This window comes from Pseudomonas sp. D4002, assembly GCF_013385665.1.
GTDB lineage: Bacteria > Pseudomonadota > Gammaproteobacteria > Pseudomonadales > Pseudomonadaceae > Aquipseudomonas.
On sequence record NZ_JACAPN010000024.1, the window covers coordinates 256,472 to 277,861 of the forward strand.

At 61.7% G+C, this 21,390-nt stretch carries 19 protein-coding genes; 15 read left to right on the forward strand and 4 right to left on the reverse strand.

What is annotated here, in order from left to right; translation table 11 throughout:
• The first annotated feature begins 151 nt into the window (after positions 1–151).
• The 4 genes from HX824_RS18425 to HX824_RS18440 all read left to right on the forward strand — a co-directional run bounded on the left by HX824_RS18425 (position 152) and on the right by HX824_RS18440 (position 4,442).
• Positions 152–1,546: an FAD-binding oxidoreductase gene (locus HX824_RS18425; RefSeq protein WP_003213844.1), complete on the forward strand. Its 1,395-nt coding sequence runs from the start codon at positions 152–154 to the stop codon at positions 1,544–1,546.
• Positions 1,547–1,568: 22 nt separating this feature from the next.
• Positions 1,569–2,234: a fumarylacetoacetate hydrolase family protein gene (locus HX824_RS18430; RefSeq protein ID WP_003213842.1), complete on the forward strand. Its 666-nt coding sequence runs from the start codon at positions 1,569–1,571 to the stop codon at positions 2,232–2,234.
• Positions 2,235–2,480: 246 nt separating this feature from the next.
• Positions 2,481–3,410 carry an SdiA-regulated domain-containing protein gene (locus HX824_RS18435; protein ID WP_177054909.1) on the forward strand — a complete coding sequence of 310 codons (930 nt, stop codon included), beginning with the start codon at positions 2,481–2,483 and terminating at the stop codon, positions 3,408–3,410.
• 117 nt (positions 3,411–3,527) lie between these two features.
• Positions 3,528–4,442, forward strand: a complete 915-nt coding sequence (locus tag HX824_RS18440; RefSeq protein WP_177054910.1) for an SdiA-regulated domain-containing protein — start codon at positions 3,528–3,530, stop codon at positions 4,440–4,442.
• 118 nt (positions 4,443–4,560) lie between these two features.
• Here the strand turns inward: HX824_RS18440 and rpiA are convergent, their stop codons facing one another.
• A complete protein-coding gene (gene rpiA, locus HX824_RS18445) occupies positions 4,561–5,232 on the reverse strand; it encodes a ribose-5-phosphate isomerase RpiA (RefSeq protein ID WP_008438935.1) in 672 nt (223 codons plus the stop codon).
• Between the two features lie 136 nt (positions 5,233–5,368).
• On the opposite strand from rpiA, the gene ilvA reads away from it, so the two are divergent.
• Both ilvA and HX824_RS18455 read left to right on the forward strand, forming a co-directional pair.
• Entirely contained in the window at positions 5,369–6,883 is a 1,515-nt protein-coding gene (gene ilvA, locus HX824_RS18450) for a threonine ammonia-lyase, biosynthetic (RefSeq protein WP_003213834.1), read from the forward strand.
• A gap of 40 nt (positions 6,884–6,923) precedes the next feature.
• Positions 6,924–7,337: a DUF2269 family protein gene (locus tag HX824_RS18455; RefSeq protein ID WP_102370118.1), complete on the forward strand. Its 414-nt coding sequence runs from the start codon at positions 6,924–6,926 to the stop codon at positions 7,335–7,337.
• A gap of 112 nt (positions 7,338–7,449) precedes the next feature.
• Here HX824_RS18455 and HX824_RS18460 read toward each other — a convergent pair whose 3' ends face one another.
• Entirely contained in the window at positions 7,450–8,106 is a 657-nt protein-coding gene (locus HX824_RS18460; protein ID WP_177054911.1) for an HAD family phosphatase, read from the reverse strand.
• 143 nt (positions 8,107–8,249) lie between these two features.
• Here HX824_RS18460 and HX824_RS18465 point away from each other — a divergent pair, with 143 nt between their 5' ends.
• Both HX824_RS18465 and ptsP read left to right on the forward strand, forming a co-directional pair.
• A complete protein-coding gene (locus HX824_RS18465) occupies positions 8,250–8,729 on the forward strand; it encodes an RNA pyrophosphohydrolase (RefSeq protein ID WP_003176750.1) in 480 nt (159 codons plus the stop codon).
• Between the two features lie 22 nt (positions 8,730–8,751).
• Positions 8,752–11,031, forward strand: a complete 2,280-nt coding sequence (gene ptsP / locus HX824_RS18470) for a phosphoenolpyruvate--protein phosphotransferase (RefSeq protein WP_003213828.1) — start codon at positions 8,752–8,754, stop codon at positions 11,029–11,031.
• 137 nt (positions 11,032–11,168) lie between these two features.
• On the opposite strand, the gene HX824_RS18475 is transcribed toward ptsP, so the two are convergent.
• Positions 11,169–11,915, reverse strand: a complete 747-nt coding sequence (locus HX824_RS18475) for an NRDE family protein (RefSeq protein WP_003213826.1) — start codon at positions 11,913–11,915, stop codon at positions 11,169–11,171.
• 89 nt (positions 11,916–12,004) lie between these two features.
• Between HX824_RS18475 and HX824_RS18480 the strand changes: the two genes are divergently transcribed.
• The 3 genes from HX824_RS18480 (at position 12,005) to HX824_RS18490 (ending at position 14,551) form a co-directional block, all read left to right on the forward strand.
• On the forward strand, positions 12,005–12,787 hold the full coding sequence (locus HX824_RS18480; protein ID WP_003213825.1) for a sulfite exporter TauE/SafE family protein: 783 nt from the start codon (positions 12,005–12,007) through the stop codon (positions 12,785–12,787).
• Between the two features lie 66 nt (positions 12,788–12,853).
• Entirely contained in the window at positions 12,854–13,666 is an 813-nt protein-coding gene (lgt, locus tag HX824_RS18485; protein WP_177054912.1) for a prolipoprotein diacylglyceryl transferase, read from the forward strand.
• Between the two features lie 51 nt (positions 13,667–13,717).
• Positions 13,718–14,551, forward strand: coding sequence for a thymidylate synthase (locus HX824_RS18490; protein ID WP_003213821.1), 834 nt, complete (start codon positions 13,718–13,720; stop codon positions 14,549–14,551).
• 124 nt (positions 14,552–14,675) lie between these two features.
• On the opposite strand, the gene cadR is transcribed toward HX824_RS18490, so the two are convergent.
• Complete coding sequence (cadR, locus tag HX824_RS18495; RefSeq protein ID WP_017476559.1) at positions 14,676–15,125, reverse strand: Cd(II)/Pb(II)-responsive transcriptional regulator; 450 nt, start codon at positions 15,123–15,125, stop codon at positions 14,676–14,678.
• A gap of 85 nt (positions 15,126–15,210) precedes the next feature.
• On the opposite strand from cadR, the gene HX824_RS18500 reads away from it, so the two are divergent.
• The 4 genes from HX824_RS18500 (at position 15,211) to HX824_RS18515 (ending at position 21,377) form a co-directional block, all read left to right on the forward strand.
• On the forward strand, positions 15,211–17,481 hold the full coding sequence (locus tag HX824_RS18500; protein WP_102370115.1) for a heavy metal translocating P-type ATPase: 2,271 nt from the start codon (positions 15,211–15,213) through the stop codon (positions 17,479–17,481).
• 16 nt (positions 17,482–17,497) lie between these two features.
• Positions 17,498–18,361: a LysR family transcriptional regulator gene (locus HX824_RS18505; protein WP_008438952.1), complete on the forward strand. Its 864-nt coding sequence runs from the start codon at positions 17,498–17,500 to the stop codon at positions 18,359–18,361.
• 225 nt (positions 18,362–18,586) lie between these two features.
• Positions 18,587–19,651, forward strand: coding sequence for a putative 2-aminoethylphosphonate ABC transporter ATP-binding protein (locus tag HX824_RS18510; RefSeq protein WP_023659299.1), 1,065 nt, complete (start codon positions 18,587–18,589; stop codon positions 19,649–19,651).
• A 1-nt stretch (position 19,652) separates the two neighbouring features.
• The gene (locus HX824_RS18515) at positions 19,653–21,377 is read left to right on the forward strand and encodes a putative 2-aminoethylphosphonate ABC transporter permease subunit (RefSeq protein WP_063026460.1); all 1,725 of its coding nucleotides are present in this window, start codon (positions 19,653–19,655) and stop codon (positions 21,375–21,377) included.
• Positions 21,378–21,390 lie beyond the last annotated feature (13 nt).

Here is a 21,390-nt window from a genome sequence, read left to right on the forward strand (position 1 = left end):
TGACCCGGACGGCAGGAAAGCCGTCACCGCAGAACGCCCTTGGGCACTATCCTGCGGGGGCGGTATGCTAGCATACGTGCCCCGCTAAACACCCATTCCTGCGACGTGAAGCGTTCTCAGGATGACCATGAATTGTTCGAGAGTTCTGTCGATGACCCATCCTGCCCTGATTGATGAGCTGAAGACCCTGGTTGAGCCTGGCAAGGTCCTGACCGATGCTGACTCCCTTGAGGCTTATGGCAAGGACTGGACCAAGCATTTCGCGCCGGCCCCGGTGGCCATCGTCTTCCCGAAGACCACCGAGCAGGTGCAGGCCATCGTCCGTTGGGCCAATGAGCACAAGGTCGCGCTGGTGCCGTCCGGTGGCCGTACCGGCCTGTCGGCCGCTGCCGTCGCTGCGAATGGCGAAGTGGTTGTGTCGTTCGACTATATGAACCAGATCCTCGACGTGAACCTCACCGACCGCACCGCCGTGTGCCAGCCGGGCGTGGTCACCAAGCAATTGCAGAACGTCGCCGAAGAAAAAGGCCTGTACTACCCGGTGGATTTCGCCTCGTCGGGTTCCAGCCAGATTGGCGGCAATATCGGCACCAATGCCGGCGGGATCAAGGTCATTCGCTACGGCATGACCCGTAACTGGGTGGCCGGTATGAAAGTCGTCACCGGCAAGGGCGACCTGCTGGAGTTGAACAAAGACCTGATCAAGAACGCCACCGGCTACGACATGCGCCAGCTGTTCATCGGCGCTGAAGGCACCCTGGGCTTTGTGGTCGAAGCGACCATGCGCCTGGACCGGGCGCCGAAAAACCTCACCGCGATGGTGCTCGGCACCACCGATTTCGACTCGATCATGCCGGTGTTGCACGCCTTCCAGAGCAAGCTGGACCTGACCGCCTTCGAATTCTTTTCCGACAAGGCCCTGGCCAAAGTCCTCGGTCGTGGCGACGTGCCGGCGCCGTTCGAATCCGACTGCCCGTTCTACGCGCTGCTGGAATTTGAAGCGACCACCGAAGAAGTGGCCAACGATGCCCTGGCCACGTTCGAACACTGCGTCGAGCAGGGCTGGGTGCTGGACGGCGTGATGAGCCAGAGCGAAACCCAACTGCACAACCTGTGGAAGCTGCGCGAGTACATCTCCGAGACCATCTCCCACTGGACGCCGTACAAGAACGACATTTCGGTGACTGTGTCGAAAGTGCCAGCCTTCCTGAAGGAAATCGACGCGATTGTCGGCGAACACTACCCGGACTTCGAAATCGTCTGGTTCGGCCACATCGGCGACGGCAACCTGCACCTGAACATTCTCAAGCCGGAAAACCTGAGCAAGGACGAGTTCTTCGCCAAGTGCGCCACCGTCAACAAGTGGGTGTTCGAGACCGTGCAGAAGTACAACGGCTCGATCTCCGCCGAACACGGCGTGGGCATGACCAAGCGCGATTACCTGACCTACAGCCGTTCGCCGGTTGAAATTGAATACATGAAGGCAGTGAAAGCGGTGTTCGACCCGAACGGGATCATGAACCCGGGCAAGATTTTCGCTGTTTAACAGTCCCTGAAGGAGTCGGTCCATGAGCTACCAGCACAAGTATGTCGACGGCACCAATATTCACTTTCCCCTGGGGAAGGTGGTGTGCATCGGGCGTAACTACGCCGAACACGCCAAGGAACTGGATAACCCGGTACCGACCGAGCCGCTGCTGTTTATCAAGCCCGGCAGTTGCGTAGTGGCACTGGAAGGCGGTTTTGCCATCCCTACCGAGCGCGGTTCGGTGCATTACGAAGCGGAAATCGCGGTGTTGATCGGCAAGCCGTTGTCGGCCAAACCGAGCCGCGAGGAAGTGCTGGACGCCATCTCCGGCTTCGCCCCGGCCCTGGACCTGACCCTGCGGGACAAACAGGCCGAGCTGAAAGCCAAGGGCTTGCCGTGGGAAATCGCCAAGTCTTTTGATGGCGCGGCAGTGATTGCCCCGTTCGTGGTCGGCAGCACTTTCCCGGATGTGACGGATATCGGCATCCGCCTGACCATCAACGGCGAAGTGCGCCAGGACGGCAACAGCGCGATCATGCTCAACCCGATCATCCCGATGATCCAGTACATGGCCGGCTGCTTCTCGTTGCAGGCCGGGGATGTGATCCTCACCGGTACGCCGGCAGGCGTGGGCCCGCTGAATGTGGGTGATGAACTGGTGCTGGAATTGCCGGGTGTGAGCCGCTTCGAAAGCAGCGTTCGCTGAATACCTGGCGAAACGCGGTCAAAAATGTGGGAGCGGGCTTGCTCGCGAAAGCGGTGTATCAGTGACAGATTCAGTGACTGATACTCCGCATTCGCGAGCAAGCCCGCTCCCACATTTGATCTGTGTACTGTCACACAATCGGGTTTTTGCATTTTTTTCACACCCCATCCGGATAATCCTCAGCTTCCTGCGCGCGGACCTTTTGATCCTGTGCTATCCCCTAAAGCTGACTTTCTGGAAAGCGTAATGGCCGTGCCTCTCCCATCCGTAAAACCCACGTTTCGTTCACGCCTTGCCATGCGCTGGTATTCCTGGCTGTTCCTCGCCGGCGCGATCATTTACGGCGTGGCCTGGGCGATGCACTGGGACGACCGTGGCGTGCTGTGGGTGGCGGAGGGCTTCGAAACCCCGGCCGAGCGCCTGGAAAGCGTCTGGCTCCCGGACTACCACGCGGTGATCGACGCCAAGCTGCTGCCCAGCATGGAGAAGGACGAAGCCTCGGACCTCACCTACAACCCGCTGACCAAGACCCTGTTCTCGGTGATGGGCAAGAACCCGTTCCTGGTTGAACTGACCCTGCAAGGCGACGTGCTGCGCAAGATGCCGCTCAACGGCTGGAACAACCCGGAAGGCGTGACCATGATGGAAAACGGCCTGATGGCCGTGGTCGATGAGCGCCAGCACAGCCTGACCATCGTCAAGGTCGACCCGCAGACCCAGCAGTTGAACAAAGCCGACTTCCCGTCCTATGACCTGGGCCCGTCCAAGGACCAGAACAAAGCCTTTGAGGCGGTCACCTGGGACAAGCGCAACCAACAGCTGATCCTCGGCGAAGAACGCCCACCGGCCCTGTTCACCTGGAAAAGCGACGGCAGCCAGACCCTCTCCGGCGCCAAGCAAAAGCTCGCCAGCACTGAACTGGACATGCGCAACCTGTCGGCGCTGACCGTCGACCCGCGTACCGGCCACCTGCTGGCGCTGTCGGCGGACTCCCATCTGTTGCTGGAACTGGACGAGAAGGGCGAGCAGGTCAGCTTCATGACCTTGCTGGGTGGCTTCAATGGCTTGAAAAAGACCATCCCGCGTGCCGAAGGCGTGACCATGGACGAGAACGGCACGCTGTATATGGTCAGCGAGCCGAACCTGTTCTATCGCTTCGAGAAGCAGGCGCAGTAGTTCGATTACGTCAGATTTTTCTCTATCTGCGGCATATGCCAGACACCCGGGGCGTTTAAGTTTAAATTCAGGCGACCGTGATATTCATTCGCCAGTTTTTACTCTGAGCCCCGCCCGATGCGTCGACTTGCCCGCCCCAAACCTGCTTTTTTTATCCTGATCCTGATCGCCCTGGTGGCGTGCGGTGTGGTTGCCCAGCAATTGCGCCTGTTCGAGCGTGCCTGGTTCAACTGGCAATCCTGGCGCAATCCCGCCGGGGAGCACTCCATTGGCCTTGGGGATTACCGGGTGGCCCTGGAGGCGCAGGTGATCGACGGCCTCAACGATGATGTCTCGGCACTGACCTTTGATCCGGTGCGCAACAGCCTGTTTACCGTGACCAACAAGAACGCTGAGCTGGTCGAACTGTCCCTGGACGGCAAAATCCTGCGGCGCATTGCGCTGGTGGGGTTTGGCGATGCCGAGGCCGTGGAGTACATCAGCGACAACACCTACGTGATCAGCGACGAACGCCAGCAGCGGCTGATCAAGGTCCACGTGGATGACGACACCCAATTCCTCGATGCCGCCGACGCCGAGCAAATGACCCTCGGCGTGCACCTGGGCGGCAACAAGGGCTTCGAAGGCCTGGCCTATGACTCGGTGGGCAAGCGCCTGTTTGTGGCCAAGGAACGCGACCCGATGCTGATCTACGAGGTCCACGGCTTTCCGCATTTCAAACCGGAAAAAACCTACTCGGTGCACGTGATCAACAACCCCAAGCGCGATGCCGGGTTGTTTGTGCGCGACCTGTCGAGCCTGCAATACGACGAGCGTAGCGGTCATCTGCTGGCGCTGTCGGATGAGTCATTTTTGGTGCTGGAACTGGATATCGACGGTCGCCCCCTGAGCAGCCTGTCGCTGCTCAAGGGGCGCCATGGCCTGAAGCAGCGCGTGCCTCAGGCCGAGGGGATCGCCATGGACAACCACGGCACGTTGTACATGGTCAGTGAGCCCAATCTTTTCTATGTATTCAAAAAAACCAAGTCTTGAGTCATGTGCAGAACAAATGTGGGAGCGGGCTTGCTCGCGAATGCGGTGTATCAGGCGCCATATTCAGTGACTGACACTGCGCATTCGCGAGCAAGCCCGCTCCCACACGGGTTTTGCATTACGCCTTAAGCGTTTTTACGCCTTCCGGGGTGCCCAGCAGCAGTACGTCAGCCGGACGGGCCGCAAACAAACCGTTGGTGACGACGCCGACGATCGCGTTGATCTGGCGCTCCAGTTCCACAGGGTTGGTGATCTGCATGTTGAACACGTCGATGATGATGTTGCCGTTGTCGGTCAGCACACCTTCGCGGTACACCGGGTCGCCGCCCAGTTTCACCAGTTCGCGGGCCACGTGGCTGCGGGCCATCGGGATCACTTCCACCGGCAGCGGGAACGCGCCGAGTACCGGCACCAGTTTGCTGGCGTCGGCGATGCAGATGAAGGTCTTGGCCACGGCCGCGACGATCTTCTCGCGGGTCAGGGCTGCGCCGCCGCCCTTGATCAGGTTCAGGTGTGCGTCGCTTTCATCGGCGCCGTCGACGTAGAACTCCAGGTCGCTGACGGTGTTCAGCTCGTACACCGGAATACCGTGGCCCTTGAGCCGCGCAGCGGTGGCTTCGGAGCTGGCAACCGCGCCGTCGAACGCGCCCTTGTGCAGGGCCAGCGCATCGATAAAGCAATTGGCGGTGGAACCGGTGCCGACACCGACGATGCTTTTATCGTCGAGTTTAGGAAGGATTAAATCGACGGCGGCCTGGGCCACTGCCTGTTTGAGTTGATCCTGGGTCATGCGGGCTCCGGAACGGGCGGGGAGTAAAGAGGGGCGCGAGTATAACCCAACAAAACCTCGGTTTTCGTGTGGTCGCCCGGCCAAACGCTGGGTTAGACTCCTTGGCCCTGCCCAACCCGCCCAGTGATGCTTTCCGATGCTTGAACAGTACGTCAAAAAGATCCTCACCTCGCGCGTTTACGACGTTGCCGTAGAAACCCCGCTGCAGACCGCCCGCCAGCTCTCCGAGCGGCTGGGCAACAAGGTCTGGCTCAAGCGCGAAGACTTGCAGCCGGTGTTCTCGTTCAAGATTCGCGGTGCCTACAACAAGCTGACCCAACTGAGCGCCGAAGAACGTGCGCGCGGCGTGGTCACCGCCTCGGCGGGCAACCATGCCCAGGGCCTGGCCCTGGCGGCCAAGGTGCTGGGGGTCAAGGCCACCATCGTGATGCCCAAGACCACCCCCGAGATCAAGGTCGAAGGCGTGCGTTCCCGTGGCGGCAAAGTGGTGCTGCACGGGGATTCTTTCCCGGAAGCCCTGGCGTATTCGCTGAAGCTGGTCGACGAAAAAGGCTACGTCTACATTCACCCCTACGATGATCCGCACACCATTGCCGGGCAGGGCACCGTGGCGATGGAGATCCTGCGCCAGCACCCGGGGCCGTTGGACGCGATTTTCGTCCCGGTGGGCGGCGGCGGCCTGATTGCCGGTATCGCGGCCTACGTGAAATACCTGCGGCCCGAAATCAAGATCATCGGCGTCGAGCCGGACGACTCCAACTGCCTGCAAGCCGCCATGGCGGCGGGCGAGCGCGTGGTACTGCCGACCGTGGGCATCTTCGCCGACGGCGTGGCGGTGGCGCAGATCGGCCAGCACACCTTCGACATCTGCAAGGATTACGTGGATGAAGTGATTACCGTCAGCACCGATGAAATCTGCGCGGCGATCAAGGACATCTACGACGACACCCGCTCCATCACAGAACCTGCTGGCGCCCTGGGCGTGGCGGGTATCAAGAAATACGTCGAGACCCGTGGCATCACCGGGCAAACCCTGGTGGCCATCGATTCCGGGGCCAACGTCAACTTCGACCGCCTGCGCCATGTGGCCGAGCGCGCCGAGCTGGGGGAAGGCCGCGAAGCCATCATCGCCGTGACCATCCCCGAGAAACCGGGCAGCTTCAAGGCCTTCTGCGAGGCCGTGGGCAAGCGCCAGATCACCGAATTCAACTACCGCTACCACTCCGGGCGCGAGGCGCACATTTTTGTCGGCGTGCAGACCCACCCGGAAAACGACCCGCGCAGCGCGCTGATCGCCAGCCTCACCAGCCAGGGTTTCCCGGTGCTGGACCTGACGGAAAACGAACTGGCCAAGCTGCACATCCGCCATATGGTCGGCGGCCATGCGGCGCATGTCAGCGACGAGGTGGTGTTCCGCTTCGAATTCCCGGAACGTCCGGGGGCACTGTTCAACTTCCTTAACAAATTGGGCGGGCGCTGGAACATCTCGATGTTCCACTATCGCAACCACGGCGCCGCCGATGGGCGCGTGGTGGCGGGCCTGCAAGTACCGGCGGACGAGCGTCACCTGGTGCCGGCGGCGCTGGAGGCCATTGGCTACCCGTACTGGGATGAAAGTGATAACCCGGCCTACCAGCTGTTCCTCGGTTGAGCGACTACGCTGACTGGGCGGCCTTCAAGGAATCGAGAACATGGAAACGCTGACCACCCTTAAAGTTATCCACATCGCGGCCACGGTGTTGCTGCTGCTCAGCGGCCTCGCCCTGGCAGTGCTGGCCTGGCGCAAACGCAGCGCGGGGCCGGCCTATACCGTGCAGCGGCCGTGGGTGTTTGTGTGGTTGTTGATGGGCATTTGCGTGGTGAGCATGCCGTTCACCGGCTGGTGGCTGGCGCACCTGATCGGCTGGCCGCTGGGGCAAACCTGGATCCTGGGTTCCAGCGTGATCTACACCGTGGCGGCGCTGAGCTGGTTCTGGCTGGTGGTGCGGCTTAATCGGCTGCGGCTGGGCGGGGCGGGGAGTTTGAACTTCACCGTGGCGCTGGCGGTGGTGAGCCTGGTGGGGTTTGTGGCGATTGCCGGGTTGATGGGGGCCAAGCCGGTTTAAGGCTTGAGACCGAGTTGCCTCCATTCGCGAGCAAGCCCGCTCCCACATTTGACTGCATTCCAAAGGTGGAACTCGAGCAAATGTGGGAGCGGGCTTGCTCGCGAAAGCTTTATCAGCCGCGCAGGCTAATCACCGGCCAACCACGCTTCTCAGCCTCAGCCCGCAGATTCGGATCCGGATCCACTGCCACTGCATGCGTCACCTGCTCCAGCAGCGGCAGGTCATTCATCGAATCGCTATAGAAGTAACTGTCGTCCAGGCTAAACCCGGTCTCTTCCAGCCAGCGATTCAAGCGCGTCACCTTGCCCTCGCGAAAGCACGGGATATCCGTACTGCGCCCGGTGTAACGGCCATCCTGCATCTCGCATTCCGTCGCAATCAGGGTTTCAACCCCCAGTCGCTCGGCAATCGGCGCGGTCACAAAACGGTTGGTCGCGGTGATGATCACCAGCTTGTCGCCCGCCGCCCGGTGCTTGGCCAGCAACTCAACTGCCTTGGGCAGCACGATCGGCTCGATGCAGTCGCGCATGTAGTCGCGATGCCATTCATCCAGCTGGGCCATCTCGGTGCGGCCGAGGATTTCCAGGCAGAAATTCAGGTACTCGGCGTTATCCAGCTTGCCGGCCAGGTAGTCCTGGTAGAACTCGTCGTTGCGGGCCTTGTAGGCCACGGCGTCGAGAATCCCGCGTTCACAGAGGTAATCGCCCCAGGCGTGATCGCTGTCACCCCCCAAAAGCGTGTTGTCCAAGTCGAATAAAGCCAGGCGCATTGCAGTTACTCGCTGAAAAGTCTGTAAAAAGGCGTCCAGAATACGGTCTTTTCACAAGAGTGCACATAAGGTAAGCAGCCTCGTTGCCGCTGTATCAATCTTTGTGGAACAATGCGGTGACATGCGTTTGCGAGGTTGTTGCCGTGATCGACCCCGATGGTTTCCGTCCTAATGTCGGGATTATTCTTACGAATGATGCCGGACAGGTGCTATGGGCTCGCCGTATCAACCAAGATGCCTGGCAGTTTCCTCAAGGCGGAATCAACCCCGACGAAACCCCTGAAGACGCCTTGTACCGTGAGTTGAACGAAGAAGTAGGCCTTGAACGTGAAGATGTGCAAATTCTGGCCTGCACCCGAGGCTGGTTGCGCTATCGTTTGCCGCAACGTCTGGTGCGTACCCACAGCCAACCGCTGTGCATCGGCCAGAAACAGAAATGGTTTCTCCTGCGCCTGATCTCCAACGAGCAGCGGGTGCGGATGGATTTGACCGGTAAACCGGAGTTCGATGGCTGGCGCTGGGTCAGTTATTGGTATCCGTTGGGCCAGGTGGTGACATTCAAGCGCGAGGTTTATCGTCGCGCTCTTAAAGAGCTTGCCCCGCGCCTTTTAGCGCGCGACTGACGACGGAGTTCGACCCCGAGCCATGCTCAATACGCTGCGCAAGATCGTCCAGGAAGTTAACTCCGCCAAGGATCTCAAGGCGGCGTTGGGGATTATTGTGTTGCGCGTCAAGGAAGCCATGGGCAGCCAGGTCTGCTCGGTTTACCTGCTGGACCCCGAGACCAACCGTTTTGTCCTGATGGCCACCGAGGGCTTGAACAAGCGCTCCATCGGCAAGGTCAGCATGGCGCCCAATGAAGGTCTGGTGGGCCTGGTGGGGACGCGTGAAGAACCCCTGAACCTCGAAAACGCGGCCGATCACCCGCGTTATCGCTACTTTGCCGAAACCGGTGAAGAGCGCTACGCCTCGTTCCTCGGTGCGCCGATCATTCACCACCGCCGCGTTGTCGGCGTGTTGGTCATCCAGCAGAAAGAACGCCGCCAGTTCGACGAAGGTGAAGAAGCCTTCCTTGTGACCATGAGCGCGCAGCTCGCCGGGGTTATCGCCCACGCCGAGGCCACCGGTTCGATTCGCGGCCTGGGACGCCAGGGCAAGGGCATCCAGGAAGCCAAGTTCGTCGGCGTGCCGGGTTCGCCGGGTGCTGCTGTCGGTACCGCCGTGGTCATGCTGCCGCCCGCCGACCTGGACGTGGTGCCGGACAAGACCGTCACCGACATCGACGCTGAAATCATCCTGTTCAAGACCGCCCTCGAAGGCGTGCGCAATGACATGCGCACCCTCTCGACCAAGCTGGCCACCCAGCTGCGGCCTGAAGAGCGGGCGTTGTTCGACGTGTACCTGATGATGCTCGACGACGCGTCCCTGGGCAGCGAAGTCAAGGATGTGATCAAGACCGGCCAGTGGGCCCAGGGCGCGCTGCGCCAGGTGGTCACGGATCACGTCAACCGTTTCGAATTGATGGACGACGCCTACCTGCGCGAGCGCGCCTCGGACGTGAAGGACCTCGGTCGCCGTCTGCTGGCCTACCTGCAGGAAGAGCGCTCGACCACGTTGGTGTACCCCGACAACACCATCCTGATCAGTGAAGAACTGACCGCCACCATGCTCGGCGAAGTGCCGGAAGGCAAACTGGTGGGCCTGGTCTCGGTACTGGGTTCGGGCAACTCCCACGTCGCGATCCTGGCTCGGGCCATGGGCATTCCGACGGTGATGGGCCTGGTGGACCTGCCGTATTCCAAGGTCGACGGCATCGAAATGATCGTCGACGGCTACCACGGCGAGGTCTATACCAACCCCAGCGAAGTGCTGCGCAAGCAATACGCCGAAGTGGTGGAAGAAGAACGCCAGCTGTCCCAGGGCCTCGACGCCCTGCGGGAACTGCCGTGCGTGACCCTCGACGGCCACCGCGTACCGCTGCTGGTCAACACCGGCCTGCTGGCGGACGTGGCACGTGCACAACAGCGCGGCGCCGAAGGGGTGGGCCTGTACCGCACCGAAGTGCCGTTCATGATCAACCAGCGTTTTCCGAGTGAGAAGGAGCAGCTGGCGATTTATCGCGAGCAATTGTCCGCCTTCCATCCGTTACCGGTGACCATGCGCAGCCTGGACATTGGCGGCGACAAGTCACTGTCGTATTTCCCCATCAAGGAAGACAACCCCTTCCTTGGCTGGCGCGGTATTCGCGTTACCCTCGACCATCCTGAAATCTTCCTCGTCCAGACCCGCGCGATGCTCAAGGCCAGCGAAGGCCTGAACAACCTGCGCATCCTGCTCCCGATGATCTCCGGCACCCACGAGCTGGAAGAAGCCCTGCACCTGATCCACCGGGCCTGGGGCGAAGTGCGCGACGAAGGCGCCGACGTGCCGATGCCGCCGATTGGCGTGATGATCGAGATTCCGGCGGCGGTGTACCAGGCCAAGGAGCTGGCGCGGCAGGTGGACTTCCTGTCGGTGGGCTCCAACGACCTGACCCAGTACCTGCTGGCCGTGGACCGCAACAACCCGCGGGTGGCCGACCTCTACGACTACCTGCACCCGGCGGTGCTGCAAGCCTTGCAGAACGTGGTGCGCGATGCCCATGCCGAAGGCAAGCAGGTGAGTATCTGCGGCGAGATGGCCGGTGACCCGGCGGCGGCCGTACTGTTGATGGCGATGGGCTTTGACAGCCTGTCGATGAACGCCACCAACTTGCCGAAGGTGAAATGGATGCTGCGCCAGATCAACCTGAGCCGGGCGAAGGAGCTGCTGGCGGAGTTGATGACTATCGACAACCCGCAAGTTATCCACAGCTCGCTGCAATTGGCGCTGAAGAACCTTGGGTTGGCGCGGATGATCAACCCGGCGTCTGCAAAGAGCCTCTAACCGGATTTCAGAGCCTGTCCCCAATCGAAATGTGGGAGCGGGCTTGCTCGCGAAAGCGGTGCATCAGTCAGCTTATGTATTGGCTGACACGCCGCCTTCGCGAGCAAGCCCGCTCCCACATTTGGTTTGCGTGAGGTTCAGATTTTGAGTTCAACTTCACCCAACTGTCCGCCATACGGCCCAAAACTGCGCTCCACGATATGCCGCGTCCCGTCGGCATTCACAATCAACGCCGTACTCGCCCGCGTCCCGTAACTGGGGCTGGCAATAAACACACTCGACAGCAAACTCTCCGTCGCCAACCCCACGCCGGTGTCCGGCAAGTCAGCAAACGGCGCGGTCTGCGGGTCGCTCAAAATCCCCAGCAAGGCTTCAGGCTGCGGATCGTCCAGCACTTCTGTCAGCGCCGCCTTGGCCTTCAACAACTTCGGCCACGGCGTATCCAGCCCTGCATTGGATAACCCATAAACCCCCGCCACCAATGGTGTCGGCGCAGATTCCTTGGCGTTGTAATGCCAAAGCTCGTCCCGCGTCCCGACCAGCAGGTTAAACCCCGCATATTCAATCGATCTGCCATTAACGTCGGCCAAATAGTCGTCAATCGACAGCGAACCGCTGAGAAAGCGCGCCACCAACTCACCCCGCGACTTGCGCGCCGGCGGCTGGTGCGGGTCACGGATATTGGTCAGCGCCGCAAAGCGCCCGTCTGCGCCAACTCCCAGCCAGGTCCCGCCCGCTTCCTGGTCCCTGCCCGCGTAAACATGGGGCGCATCCAGCCACTGGGCCAACGGCAAACTGGGCCGGGCATAAAATTCATCACGGTTGGCCGCGACGATCAGCGGCTGGGCGTGGCCCGGCCGCCAGGCGAAAACAATCAGGCACATAAGGCGATCCCTTTGTGTTTTGCCCACTCTACCCATAGAACCCTGTGCTTTGCATCCGTTAACATGCCGGTCTGTTTTCGGGGGCTCCCATGGAATTTCTGCTGTATTTGCTGCTGGGATCCTGCGCGGGCATGCTCGCCGGGCTGTTCGGCGTGGGCGGCGGCATCATTATTGTGCCGGTGCTGGTGTTCAGCTTCACCTTGCAGGGCTTCGATCCCGCGGTGCTGACCCACCTCGCTGTCGGCACGTCCCTGGCGTCTATTATCTTCACGTCGGTGAATGCGGTGCGTGAGCATCATCGGCGCGGCGCCGTGCGCTGGCCGATCTTCGTATGGATGGCCGTGGGTATCCTGCTGGGCGCGGGCGTTGGCGCGCTGACCGCCGAGGCGATCTCCGGGCCGCATCTACAGAAGATCATCGGTGTGTTCGCCCTGGTGATCGCCGTGCAGATGACTCTGGAGCTCAAGCCCAAGGCCAGCCGCCAGGTGCCGGGCAAGCTTGGCCTGACCCTGGCGGGTGGCGTGATCGGCTGGTCGTCGGCGATTTTCGGCACCGGCGGCGGTTCGTTGACCGTGCCGTTCCTGACCTGGCGCAGCGTGCCGATGCAGCAGGCAGTGGCCACTTCGTCGGCCTGCGGCTTGCCGATCGCCCTGGCCAGTGCGTTAAGTTTCATGATTCTGGGCTGGCATGATCCGCTGCTGCCCGATCATAGTCTCGGCTTTGTGTACTTGCCGGCGCTGCTGGGCATCGCCCTGACCAGCATGGTGGCGGCCCGTTTCGGCGCGCGCCTGGCGCACCGGTTGTCGCCGCGCTTGCTCAAGCGGCTGTTCGCCGGGCTGCTGTTTTGCGTAGGGCTGAATTTTTTGCTGTAACGCAGGCTTAATCGCGCGCCGGCATGGTCCGATGCGCCATGACTATTGATTTAACGAGGAGTCGCAATGCTGCCTTACCCGCAGATCAACCCGGTGGCCGTGGCCATCGGTCCGCTGCAAATCCACTGGTACGGGTTGATGTACCTGATCGGCATCGGCGGTGCCTGGCTGCTGGCTTCCCGGCGCCTGAACCGTTTCGACCCGACCTGGACCAAGGAGAAGCTCTCCGACATGGTGTTCTGGATGTCGATAGGGGTCATCGTCGGCGGACGCCTGGGTTATGTGCTGTTCTACGACCTGCCAGCCTACATCGCCAACCCGACGCTGATCTTCGAGGTGTGGAAGGGCGGCATGGCGTTCCACGGCGGGTTTGTGGGGGTGATGATCGCCGCCTGGTGGTTTGGCCGGCGTAACGGCAAGTCGTTCTTCCAGTTGATGGACTTCGTCGCGCCGTTCGTGCCGATTGGCCTGGGTGCCGGGCGCATCGGTAACTTCATCAACGCCGAACTGTGGGGCAAGCCGACTGACGTGCCGTGGGCCATGGTGTTCCCGCCGTTCAGCGACCCGGCGCAATTGCCGCGCCACCCCTCGCAGCTGTACCAGTTCGCCCTGGAAGGCGTGGCGCTGTTCCTGATCCTCTACATCTTCTCGCGCAAGCCACGCCCGACCATGGCCGTTTCGGGGATGTTCGCGTTGTTCTACGGGATCTTCCGCTTTATCGTCGAGTTCGTACGGGTGCCGGATGCGCAGCTGGGCTACCTGGCGTGGGGCTGGGTGACCATGGGTCAGATTCTCAGCCTGCCGATGATCATCGCCGGCCTGGGCCTGCTGTGGTGGGCTTACAATCGCCCGCAAGGCATCAAGAACACCGCGCTTTAAATTCGAACGCCGGGGCCCGAGGGTCCCGGCTTCAACGATACAGGTATACACATGAAGCAATATCTCGAACTACTGAACGATGTCGTGACCAATGGCCTGACCAAGGGCGACCGCACCGGCACCGGCACCAAGGCCGTGTTTGCCCGTCAGTTTCGGCATAGCTTGGCCGACGGCTTCCCGCTGCTGACCACCAAGAAGCTTCACTTCAAAAGCATCGCCAATGAATTGATCTGGATGTTGAGTGGCAACACCAACATCAAGTGGCTGAACGAAAATGGCGTGCGTATCTGGGACGAATGGGCCACCGAAGACGGCGACCTGGGCCCGGTGTACGGCGAGCAGTGGACCGCCTGGCCCACCAAGGACGGCGGCAAGATCAACCAGATCGACTACATGGTCGAGACGCTGAAGACCAACCCCAACAGCCGCCGCATCCTGTTTCACGGCTGGAACGTCGAGTACCTGCCGGACGAGACCAAAAGCCCGCAGCAGAACGCCCGGGACGGCAAGCAAGCGCTGCCACCTTGCCACCTGCTGTACCAGGCTTTTGTGCATGACGGTCATCTGTCGATGCAGTTGTACATCCGCAGCTCAGATGTATTCCTCGGCCTGCCGTACAACACCGCTGCCCTGGCGTTGCTCACCCATATGCTGGCCCAGCAGTGCGACCTGATCCCTCACGAGATCATCGTCACCACGGGCGACACCCACGCCTACAGCAACCACATGGAACAGATCCAGACCCAGCTGGCGCGCACGCCGAAGAAGCTGCCGGAACTGGTGATCAAGCGCAAACCCGCGTCGATCTACGATTACAAATTCGAAGATTTTGAAATCGTGGGCTATGACGCTGATCCGAGCATCAAGGCCGATGTAGCGATCTAAAAGCGATCTCGGTCCAAATGTGGGAGCGGGCTTGCTCGCGAATACGGTGTATCAGAAACACATTCAGTGGCTGACACTCCGCTTTCGCGAGCAAGCCCGCTCCCACATTTTTTTGTGTACACATTCAATGCCCGTGGCTTCTGCCCACATGTGAGGGCTCAGCCTCGCTGGCCGCGACACTCCCGCTGACTTCCAGCCGCTGCAAAATCCCGCACTGATCCAGATCCGGCCCGCCGCCGCAGCGCTGGCGCAGGTCGAGCAACTGTTCCTGCAACGCCAGCAGCCCGTCGATCCGCGCCTTCACGTGGTGGATGTGCTCGTCAATCAATGCATTCACGCTTTCGCACTGATCCTGAGGACTGTCCCGCAGGCCCAGCAGGCTGCGAATTTCCTCAAGGGTCATGTCCAGGCTGCGGCAGTTGCGGATAAATACCAGCCGTTCAGTGTGCGCCTGGGTGTACAGCCGGTAATTACCGTCACTGCGCGCAGGCGGCGGCAGCAGGCCTTCTTTCTCGTAATAACGGATGGTTTCCACCTGGCAATCCGTCAATTTTGCCAATTCGCCGATCTTCATCGCAGCAATCTCCTAAAGGATGCTTGACCCTATAGTGGCTACAGGGTCTTTACTTGGCAACAGGCACCTTTACGGACGCGACAGAATGAGCGATTCCCTCCACACCCCGCACAAGCACGACCATGATCATGACCACGCGCACGATCACGGCCCCAAGCTCAAACCTGTGCAGAAGCACGACCATGGCAGCCATGGCGACTCCTGCTGTTCCAGCAAGGCGGCGCCGGCGCTGGTGAAGCTGACCGAAGCCCCGACAGCGGGCTCGCGGCTGAGCACCTTCCGCATCGAAGCCATGGACTGCCCCACCGAGCAGACGCTGATCCAGAACAAACTGGGCAAGCTTGCGGGTGTGCAGCAGCTGGAATTCAACCTGATCAACCGCATTCTCGGCGTCACTCACGACCTGCCGACGACCGCGCCGATCATCGACGCCATCAAGTCCCTGGGCATGCAGGCGGACCCCATCGAAGAAGGCGTCGCCCCGGCTGAGCCGCCGGCGAAGAAGCACTGGTGGCCGCTGGCCGTGTCCGGCGTGGGCGCGCTGGGTGCTGAAGTGCTGCACTTCACCAACGCAGCCCCGACGTGGGTGATTGCCCTGGTCGCGCTGATCTCGATCTTCAGTGGCGGCCTCACCACCTACAAAAAGGGCTGGATCGCCCTGAAAAACCTCAACCTGAACATCAACGCCCTGATGAGCATCGCCGTCACCGGCGCGATCCTGATCGGCCAGTGGCCGGAAGCGGCGATGGTGATGTTCCTGTTCACCGTGGCCGAGTTGATCGAGGCCAAGTCCCTGGACCGCGCACGTAACGCCATCAGCGGCTTGATGCAGATGACGCCGGAGCAGGCCACGGTCCGTCAGGCCGATGGCAGTTGGGTTGAACAGGAGGTTAAAGTCATCGAACTGGGCGCCATCGTGCGGGTTCGTCCCGGCGAGCGCATTGGCCTGGATGGTGAAGTCACCTCCGGCCAGTCCACCATCGACCAGGCGCCGATTACCGGTGAAAGCCTGCCGATCGAAAAGACCGTGGGCGACAAAGTCTTCGCCGGCACCATCAACCAGGCCGGCTCCCTGGAATACAAAGTCACTGCAGCCGCCAACAACTCCACCCTGGCGCGGATCATCCACGCCGTGGAACAGGCCCAGGGCGCCCGCGCGCCAACCCAGCGTTTTGTCGACACCTTCGCCAAGGTCTACACCCCGGCGGTGTTCATCTTTGCCCTGGGTGTGGCGTTGATTCCGCCGCTGTTCATGGGCGGTGTGTGGTTTGAATGGGTCTACCGCGCACTGGTATTGCTGGTGGTCGCGTGCCCATGTGCACTGGTGATTTCCACCCCGGTGACCATCGTCAGCGGCCTGGCGGCCGCGGCGCGCAAAGGCATCCTGATCAAGGGCGGTGTGTACCTGGAGGGTGGCTACAAACTCGACTACCTGGCCCTCGACAAGACGGGCACCATCACCCACGGCAAGCCGGTGCAAACCGATTACCTGGCGCTGTTCCCGAACATGGAAGACAGCGCACCGGCTTTGGCTGCAAGCCTGGCCGGGCGCTCCGATCACCCGGTGTCCCTGGCCATCGCGAACGCGGCTGTGGACAAAAACCTCACCGTGCACACTGTGGATAACTTCGAGGCCCTGACCGGTCGCGGTGTGAAGGGTGAAATCAATGGCGAGGTCTACTACCTGGGCAACCACCGTCTGGTGGAAGAGCTGAACCTGTGCTCGCCGGCCCTGGAGAAGAAGCTCTTCGCCCTGGAAAAACAAGGCAAGTCCGTGGTCCTGCTGCTGGACAAGTCCGGCCCGCTGGCGCTGTTCGCCGTGGCCGACACCGTGAAGGACACCAGCCGCGAAGCCATCCAGCAGTTGCATGACCTGGGCATCAAGACCCTGATGCTAACCGGCGACAACACCCACACGGCCAAGGCGATCGCCGATCAGGTGGGCATCGACCAGGCCCAGGGCGACCTGTTGCCCACCGACAAACTGCAAGCCATCGAAGCGCTCTACGCCAAGGGCCACCGGGTCGGCATGGTCGGCGACGGCATCAACGACGCCCCGGCGCTGGCCCGTTCCGAGATCGGGTTTGCCATGGCTGCTGCGGGTACCGATACCGCCATCGAGACCGCCGACGTGGCCCTGATGGACGACGACCTGCGCAAGATTCCAGCATTCATTCGGCTGTCGCGGCAAACGTCGAGTATCCTCAAGCAGAACATCGCCCTGGCCCTGGTGATCAAGGCGATCTTCCTCGCGGTGACCTTCCTTGGGATGGCCACCATGTGGATGGCGGTGTTCGCCGACATGGGCGTGAGCCTGCTGGTGGTATTCAATGGTCTGCGCCTGCTGCGCAAATAGTCGATGAGAGGGTGGTGTGCTGAGTGCCGAGCTGAAGGCGTTTTACATGGTCGCCCGCCTGGGCAGCATTACCCAGGCGGCGAAAAAGCTCGGGCTCAGCCAGCCCACGGTGACCACCCAGATTCGTCACCTGGAAAGCCAGTACTCGGTGGAATTGTTCTACCGTGGCGGGCGCCGCCTGACCGTCAGCGACGAAGGCGCGCGGCTGTTGCCGATGGTCAAGGCGCTGTTGCAGCAGGAAGCGGACATCGAGTTTTTCCTGCGCAACAGTGGCCAGGTACAAGGGGCCTTGAGGATTGCCGCGACGGCACCTTATTACATCCTCGACCTGGTCAAGACCTTCCGCGAGCGGCTGCCGCAGGTCGAGGTTTCGGTGGAGATCGGCAACTCCCAGCAGGTGCTGGAAGCGCTGGATGACTACCGCGTCGACGTCGCTGCCTCGTCCCAATTGCTTGAAGACCCGCGCCTGATCCGGCGGGTACTGGGCATGGACCCGCTGGTGCTGGCGGTGCATCGCAATCATCCGCTGGCGGTACTTGAACATGTACCGCTGACCGCGCTGGCCGGGCATACCTTGCTGATGCGCGAGCCGGGGTCGACCACCCGTCGATTGACCGAAGAGATGTTGCAGGGCGCCGGCGTGAGTTACGGGCCGTTGCTGGAGATCGGCAGCCGGGAATCGATCCGTGAGGCAGTGCTGCGCAATATCGGCATCAGCATCATTGCTCGCCAGGAAGTGCCCCACGACCCGCAATTGCGCGTGCTGACCATCGAAAATGCGCCGCAGATTCCCGAGTATTTGTACTGCCTCAAAGAGCGAAAGGGCGCCCGGTTGCCGGCGGCGTTCCTGGGGTTGGCGCAGGAAATGTCGCCGCTCTGATCGTTCCCACGCTCTGCGTGGGAATGCTGGCCTGGACGCTCCGCGTCCGCTCTTAAGGTCGTGACGCGGAGCGTCACAGGATGTATTCCCACGCAGAGCGTAGGAACAATCTGTTGGCACAACCCAAATCCACCAATACCACTATCGCCACGTTTTGCCTTTCTGCCACAAGAGGGACGCATTGCCTGCCTAGGATGACCTTCATCAGTTTGATGAGGTGCCTCCATGAACACAGCCATGACTAATCCCGGCGCGCCAATGAAGGTGCGCGGTGTACAGAAACGCTTCGGCGCCTTCACCGCGCTGGATAACGTGTCCCTGGACGTCGCCGCTGGCGAACTGGTGTGCCTGCTGGGCCCGTCGGGCTGCGGCAAGACCACCTTGCTACGCTGCATCGCCGGCCTGGAGCGCCAGGACAGCGGCGAGTTGTACCTCGGCGACCGCGATGTTTCCCTACTGGCACCCCAGGCTCGGGACTACGGCATTCTGTTCCAGTCCTACGCGCTGTTTCCCAATCTCACCGTGGAAGCGAACATCGGCTACGGCCTCACCGGCAGTGGCCGTGATGAAGTGCGCAAGCGTGTCGGGCAGATGCTCGAACTGGTGGGTTTGGTGGGCAGCGAAAAGAAATACCCCGGCCAACTTTCCGGCGGCCAACAACAGCGTGTGGCACTGGCTCGCGCCCTGGCGCCGGCGCCGTCCTTGCTGCTGCTGGACGAACCCATGTCGGCCCTCGACGCCCGGGTGCGCGAGCATCTGTGCACCGAGCTGCGCCAATTGCAGCGCCGCTTGGGCATCACCACCCTGATGGTCACCCACAACCAGGACGAGGCCATGCTGATGGCCGACCGCATTGCCGTGATGAACAACGGCAAGGTCGAGCAGTACGCCACGCCCCAGGAAATCTACGACCGCCCGGCCACACCGTTCGTGGCCGAGTTTGTCGGCCAGGGCAACTGGCTGCCGTTCAGTCGCAACAGCGCCAGCCACGCTCAGGTTGGCGGCATGAACATGCGCCTGGCGGACAACGCAGGCGTCGCGAAATCGGGCCGTCTGTTCTGCCGCCCGGAAGCCATCAGCGTCAACCCGCCGGTGCATGAAGAAAACCTGTTCCCGGCCAAGGTCCGCGAGATCACTTTCCTCGGCAACCGCTGCCGCATGAGCTTCGAGCTGGACCAACTGCCCGGCCATCCGCTGCTGGCCGAACTGGCCCCGGAAGCCATGCCGCGCCTTGGCGCCCAGGACATCTGGGTCGCGCTGCCCCCGCGCAGCCTGCAGGTGTTTGCCTGAGATGGCCCGCGATATGACTCTGCCGATACCCGATAACGTGGCTCGTCAGGTTTCCCGTGCCGAAGTCGGCGACCGTATTTTTGTGGTCGGCGGCAAGCTGTTATGGCTGTGCCTGCTGGGCGTTGCGGTACTGCTGCCGCTGCTGGCGATCTTCTGGCGCGGCTTCAGCAGTGAAGCCGGGCAGGGCGGTGGCCTGGTGGCGGCGCGGGAGTTGGTCACCAGCGATAACTTCCACTGGTTGCTGGGTAACAGCCTGAAGGTTTCCGGCAGCGTGGCGGCCATCGTCGTACCGTTGGCCTACCTGTTTGCCTACGCCCTGCAACGTACGTTGATTCCGGGCAAGGCGATCTGGCGTGGCATGTCGCTGCTGCCGTTGATGGCGCCGTCGATGCTGCCCGGGATTGCGCTGGTCTACCTGTTCGGTAACCAGGGCATGCTGCGCGGGCTGCTGTCGGACAACATCTATGGCTTCTGGGGCATCGTCCTCGGCGAAGTGATCTACACCTTTCCCCATGCCTTGATGATCCTGTTGTCGGCGCTTTCCCTGGCGGATGCACGTTTGTTTGACGCCGCATCGAGCATGGGCGCGAGTCCCGCCCGGGCGTTTCGCAGCATCACCTGGCCGGCGACGCGCCAGGCCGTGTTTGCCGCGTTTTGCCTGGTGTTCACCCTGACCATCACTGACTTTGGCGTGCCCGTGGTAGTCGGTGGCGACTATCAAGTACTGGCCCTGGAAGCCTACAAAGCCGTGGTCGGGCAGCAACAATTCGGCCGCGGTGCCTTGATCGGCATGGTCCTGCTGCTGCCGGCACTGTTCAGCTTCGGCGTCGACGCCTGGCTACGCCGTCGCCATGGCGACTCCATGAGCGGCCGCGCCCAAGTGTTCCAGCCGGCGCCGTCGAAACTGCGGGATGGCTGCTACCTGGCCATCGTCCTGCTGATCTGCGCGATCCTGTTGCTGGTGTTCGGCATGGCGGTCTACTCGTCGCTGGTGAAGTTCTGGCCCTACAACCTGTCGCTGTCCCTGGCCCACTACCAGTTCGAGGACACGGCCGGCGGCGGTTGGCTGGCCTACCGCAACAGCATCACCATGGCCTTGTGCACCGCGTTGATCGGCAGCGTGCTGATCTTCACCGGCGCCTACCTGATGGAAAAGACCAAGGGTCAGAAGGGCCTGAACCTGGCGCTGCGCATGCTCAGCTTCGTGCCGATGGCGGTACCGGGGTTGGTGCTGGGCCTGGGCTATGTGTTCTTTTTCAACCTCAACGGCAACCCGCTGCATGTGCTCTACGGCACCATGACGCTGCTGGTGGTGTGCACCATTGCTCACTATTTGACCACCGCACAAATGACCGCCACCACGGCCCTGCGTCAGTTGGACGCCGAGTTCGAAGCCGCCGCATTGTCCCTGAAGGCGCCGCTGTACCGGCATTACCTGCGGGTCACCGTGCCGATCTGCCTGCCGGCGCTGCTGGACATCGTGCGCTACCTGTTCGTCTCGGCGATGACCACCGTCTCCGCCGCGATCTTCCTCTACAGCCCCGACACCATCCTCGCGGCAGTCGCCGTGCTGAACATGGACGACGCCGGCAACGTCGGCGGCGCGGCGGCCATGTCGACCCTGATTCTGTTCACCTCGGCGGGCGTGTCCTTGCTGCTGGCGTGGGCCTCACGCGGCTTGTTGCGCCGCTCCCAGGCCTGGCGCCAAACCGCGCCCGGCCAATAATTCACCCATAAAG

Coding starts and splice junctions, on each gene's coding strand:
- HX824_RS18435 (WP_177054909.1), top strand. CDS start 2,481: ATGGCCGTGCCTCTCCCATCCGTAAAACCCACGTTTCGTTCACGCCTT.
- ilvA (WP_003213834.1), top strand. CDS start 5,369: ATGCTTGAACAGTACGTCAAAAAGATCCTCACCTCGCGCGTTTACGAC.
- HX824_RS18515 (WP_063026460.1), top strand. CDS start 19,653: ATGGCCCGCGATATGACTCTGCCGATACCCGATAACGTGGCTCGTCAG.
- HX824_RS18475 (WP_003213826.1), bottom strand. CDS start 11,915: ATGTGCCTGATTGTTTTCGCCTGGCGGCCGGGCCACGCCCAGCCGCTG.
- HX824_RS18490 (WP_003213821.1), top strand. CDS start 13,718: ATGAAGCAATATCTCGAACTACTGAACGATGTCGTGACCAATGGCCTG.
- HX824_RS18430 (WP_003213842.1), top strand. CDS start 1,569: ATGAGCTACCAGCACAAGTATGTCGACGGCACCAATATTCACTTTCCC.
- HX824_RS18480 (WP_003213825.1), top strand. CDS start 12,005: ATGGAATTTCTGCTGTATTTGCTGCTGGGATCCTGCGCGGGCATGCTC.
- HX824_RS18500 (WP_102370115.1), top strand. CDS start 15,211: ATGAGCGATTCCCTCCACACCCCGCACAAGCACGACCATGATCATGAC.
- HX824_RS18510 (WP_023659299.1), top strand. CDS start 18,587: ATGAACACAGCCATGACTAATCCCGGCGCGCCAATGAAGGTGCGCGGT.
- HX824_RS18460 (WP_177054911.1), bottom strand. CDS start 8,106: ATGCGCCTGGCTTTATTCGACTTGGACAACACGCTTTTGGGGGGTGAC.
- cadR (WP_017476559.1), bottom strand. CDS start 15,125: ATGAAGATCGGCGAATTGGCAAAATTGACGGATTGCCAGGTGGAAACC.
- HX824_RS18455 (WP_102370118.1), top strand. CDS start 6,924: ATGGAAACGCTGACCACCCTTAAAGTTATCCACATCGCGGCCACGGTG.
- HX824_RS18425 (WP_003213844.1), top strand. CDS start 152: ATGACCCATCCTGCCCTGATTGATGAGCTGAAGACCCTGGTTGAGCCT.
- ptsP (WP_003213828.1), top strand. CDS start 8,752: ATGCTCAATACGCTGCGCAAGATCGTCCAGGAAGTTAACTCCGCCAAG.
- lgt (WP_177054912.1), top strand. CDS start 12,854: ATGCTGCCTTACCCGCAGATCAACCCGGTGGCCGTGGCCATCGGTCCG.
- HX824_RS18440 (WP_177054910.1), top strand. CDS start 3,528: ATGCGTCGACTTGCCCGCCCCAAACCTGCTTTTTTTATCCTGATCCTG.
- rpiA (WP_008438935.1), bottom strand. CDS start 5,232: ATGACCCAGGATCAACTCAAACAGGCAGTGGCCCAGGCCGCCGTCGAT.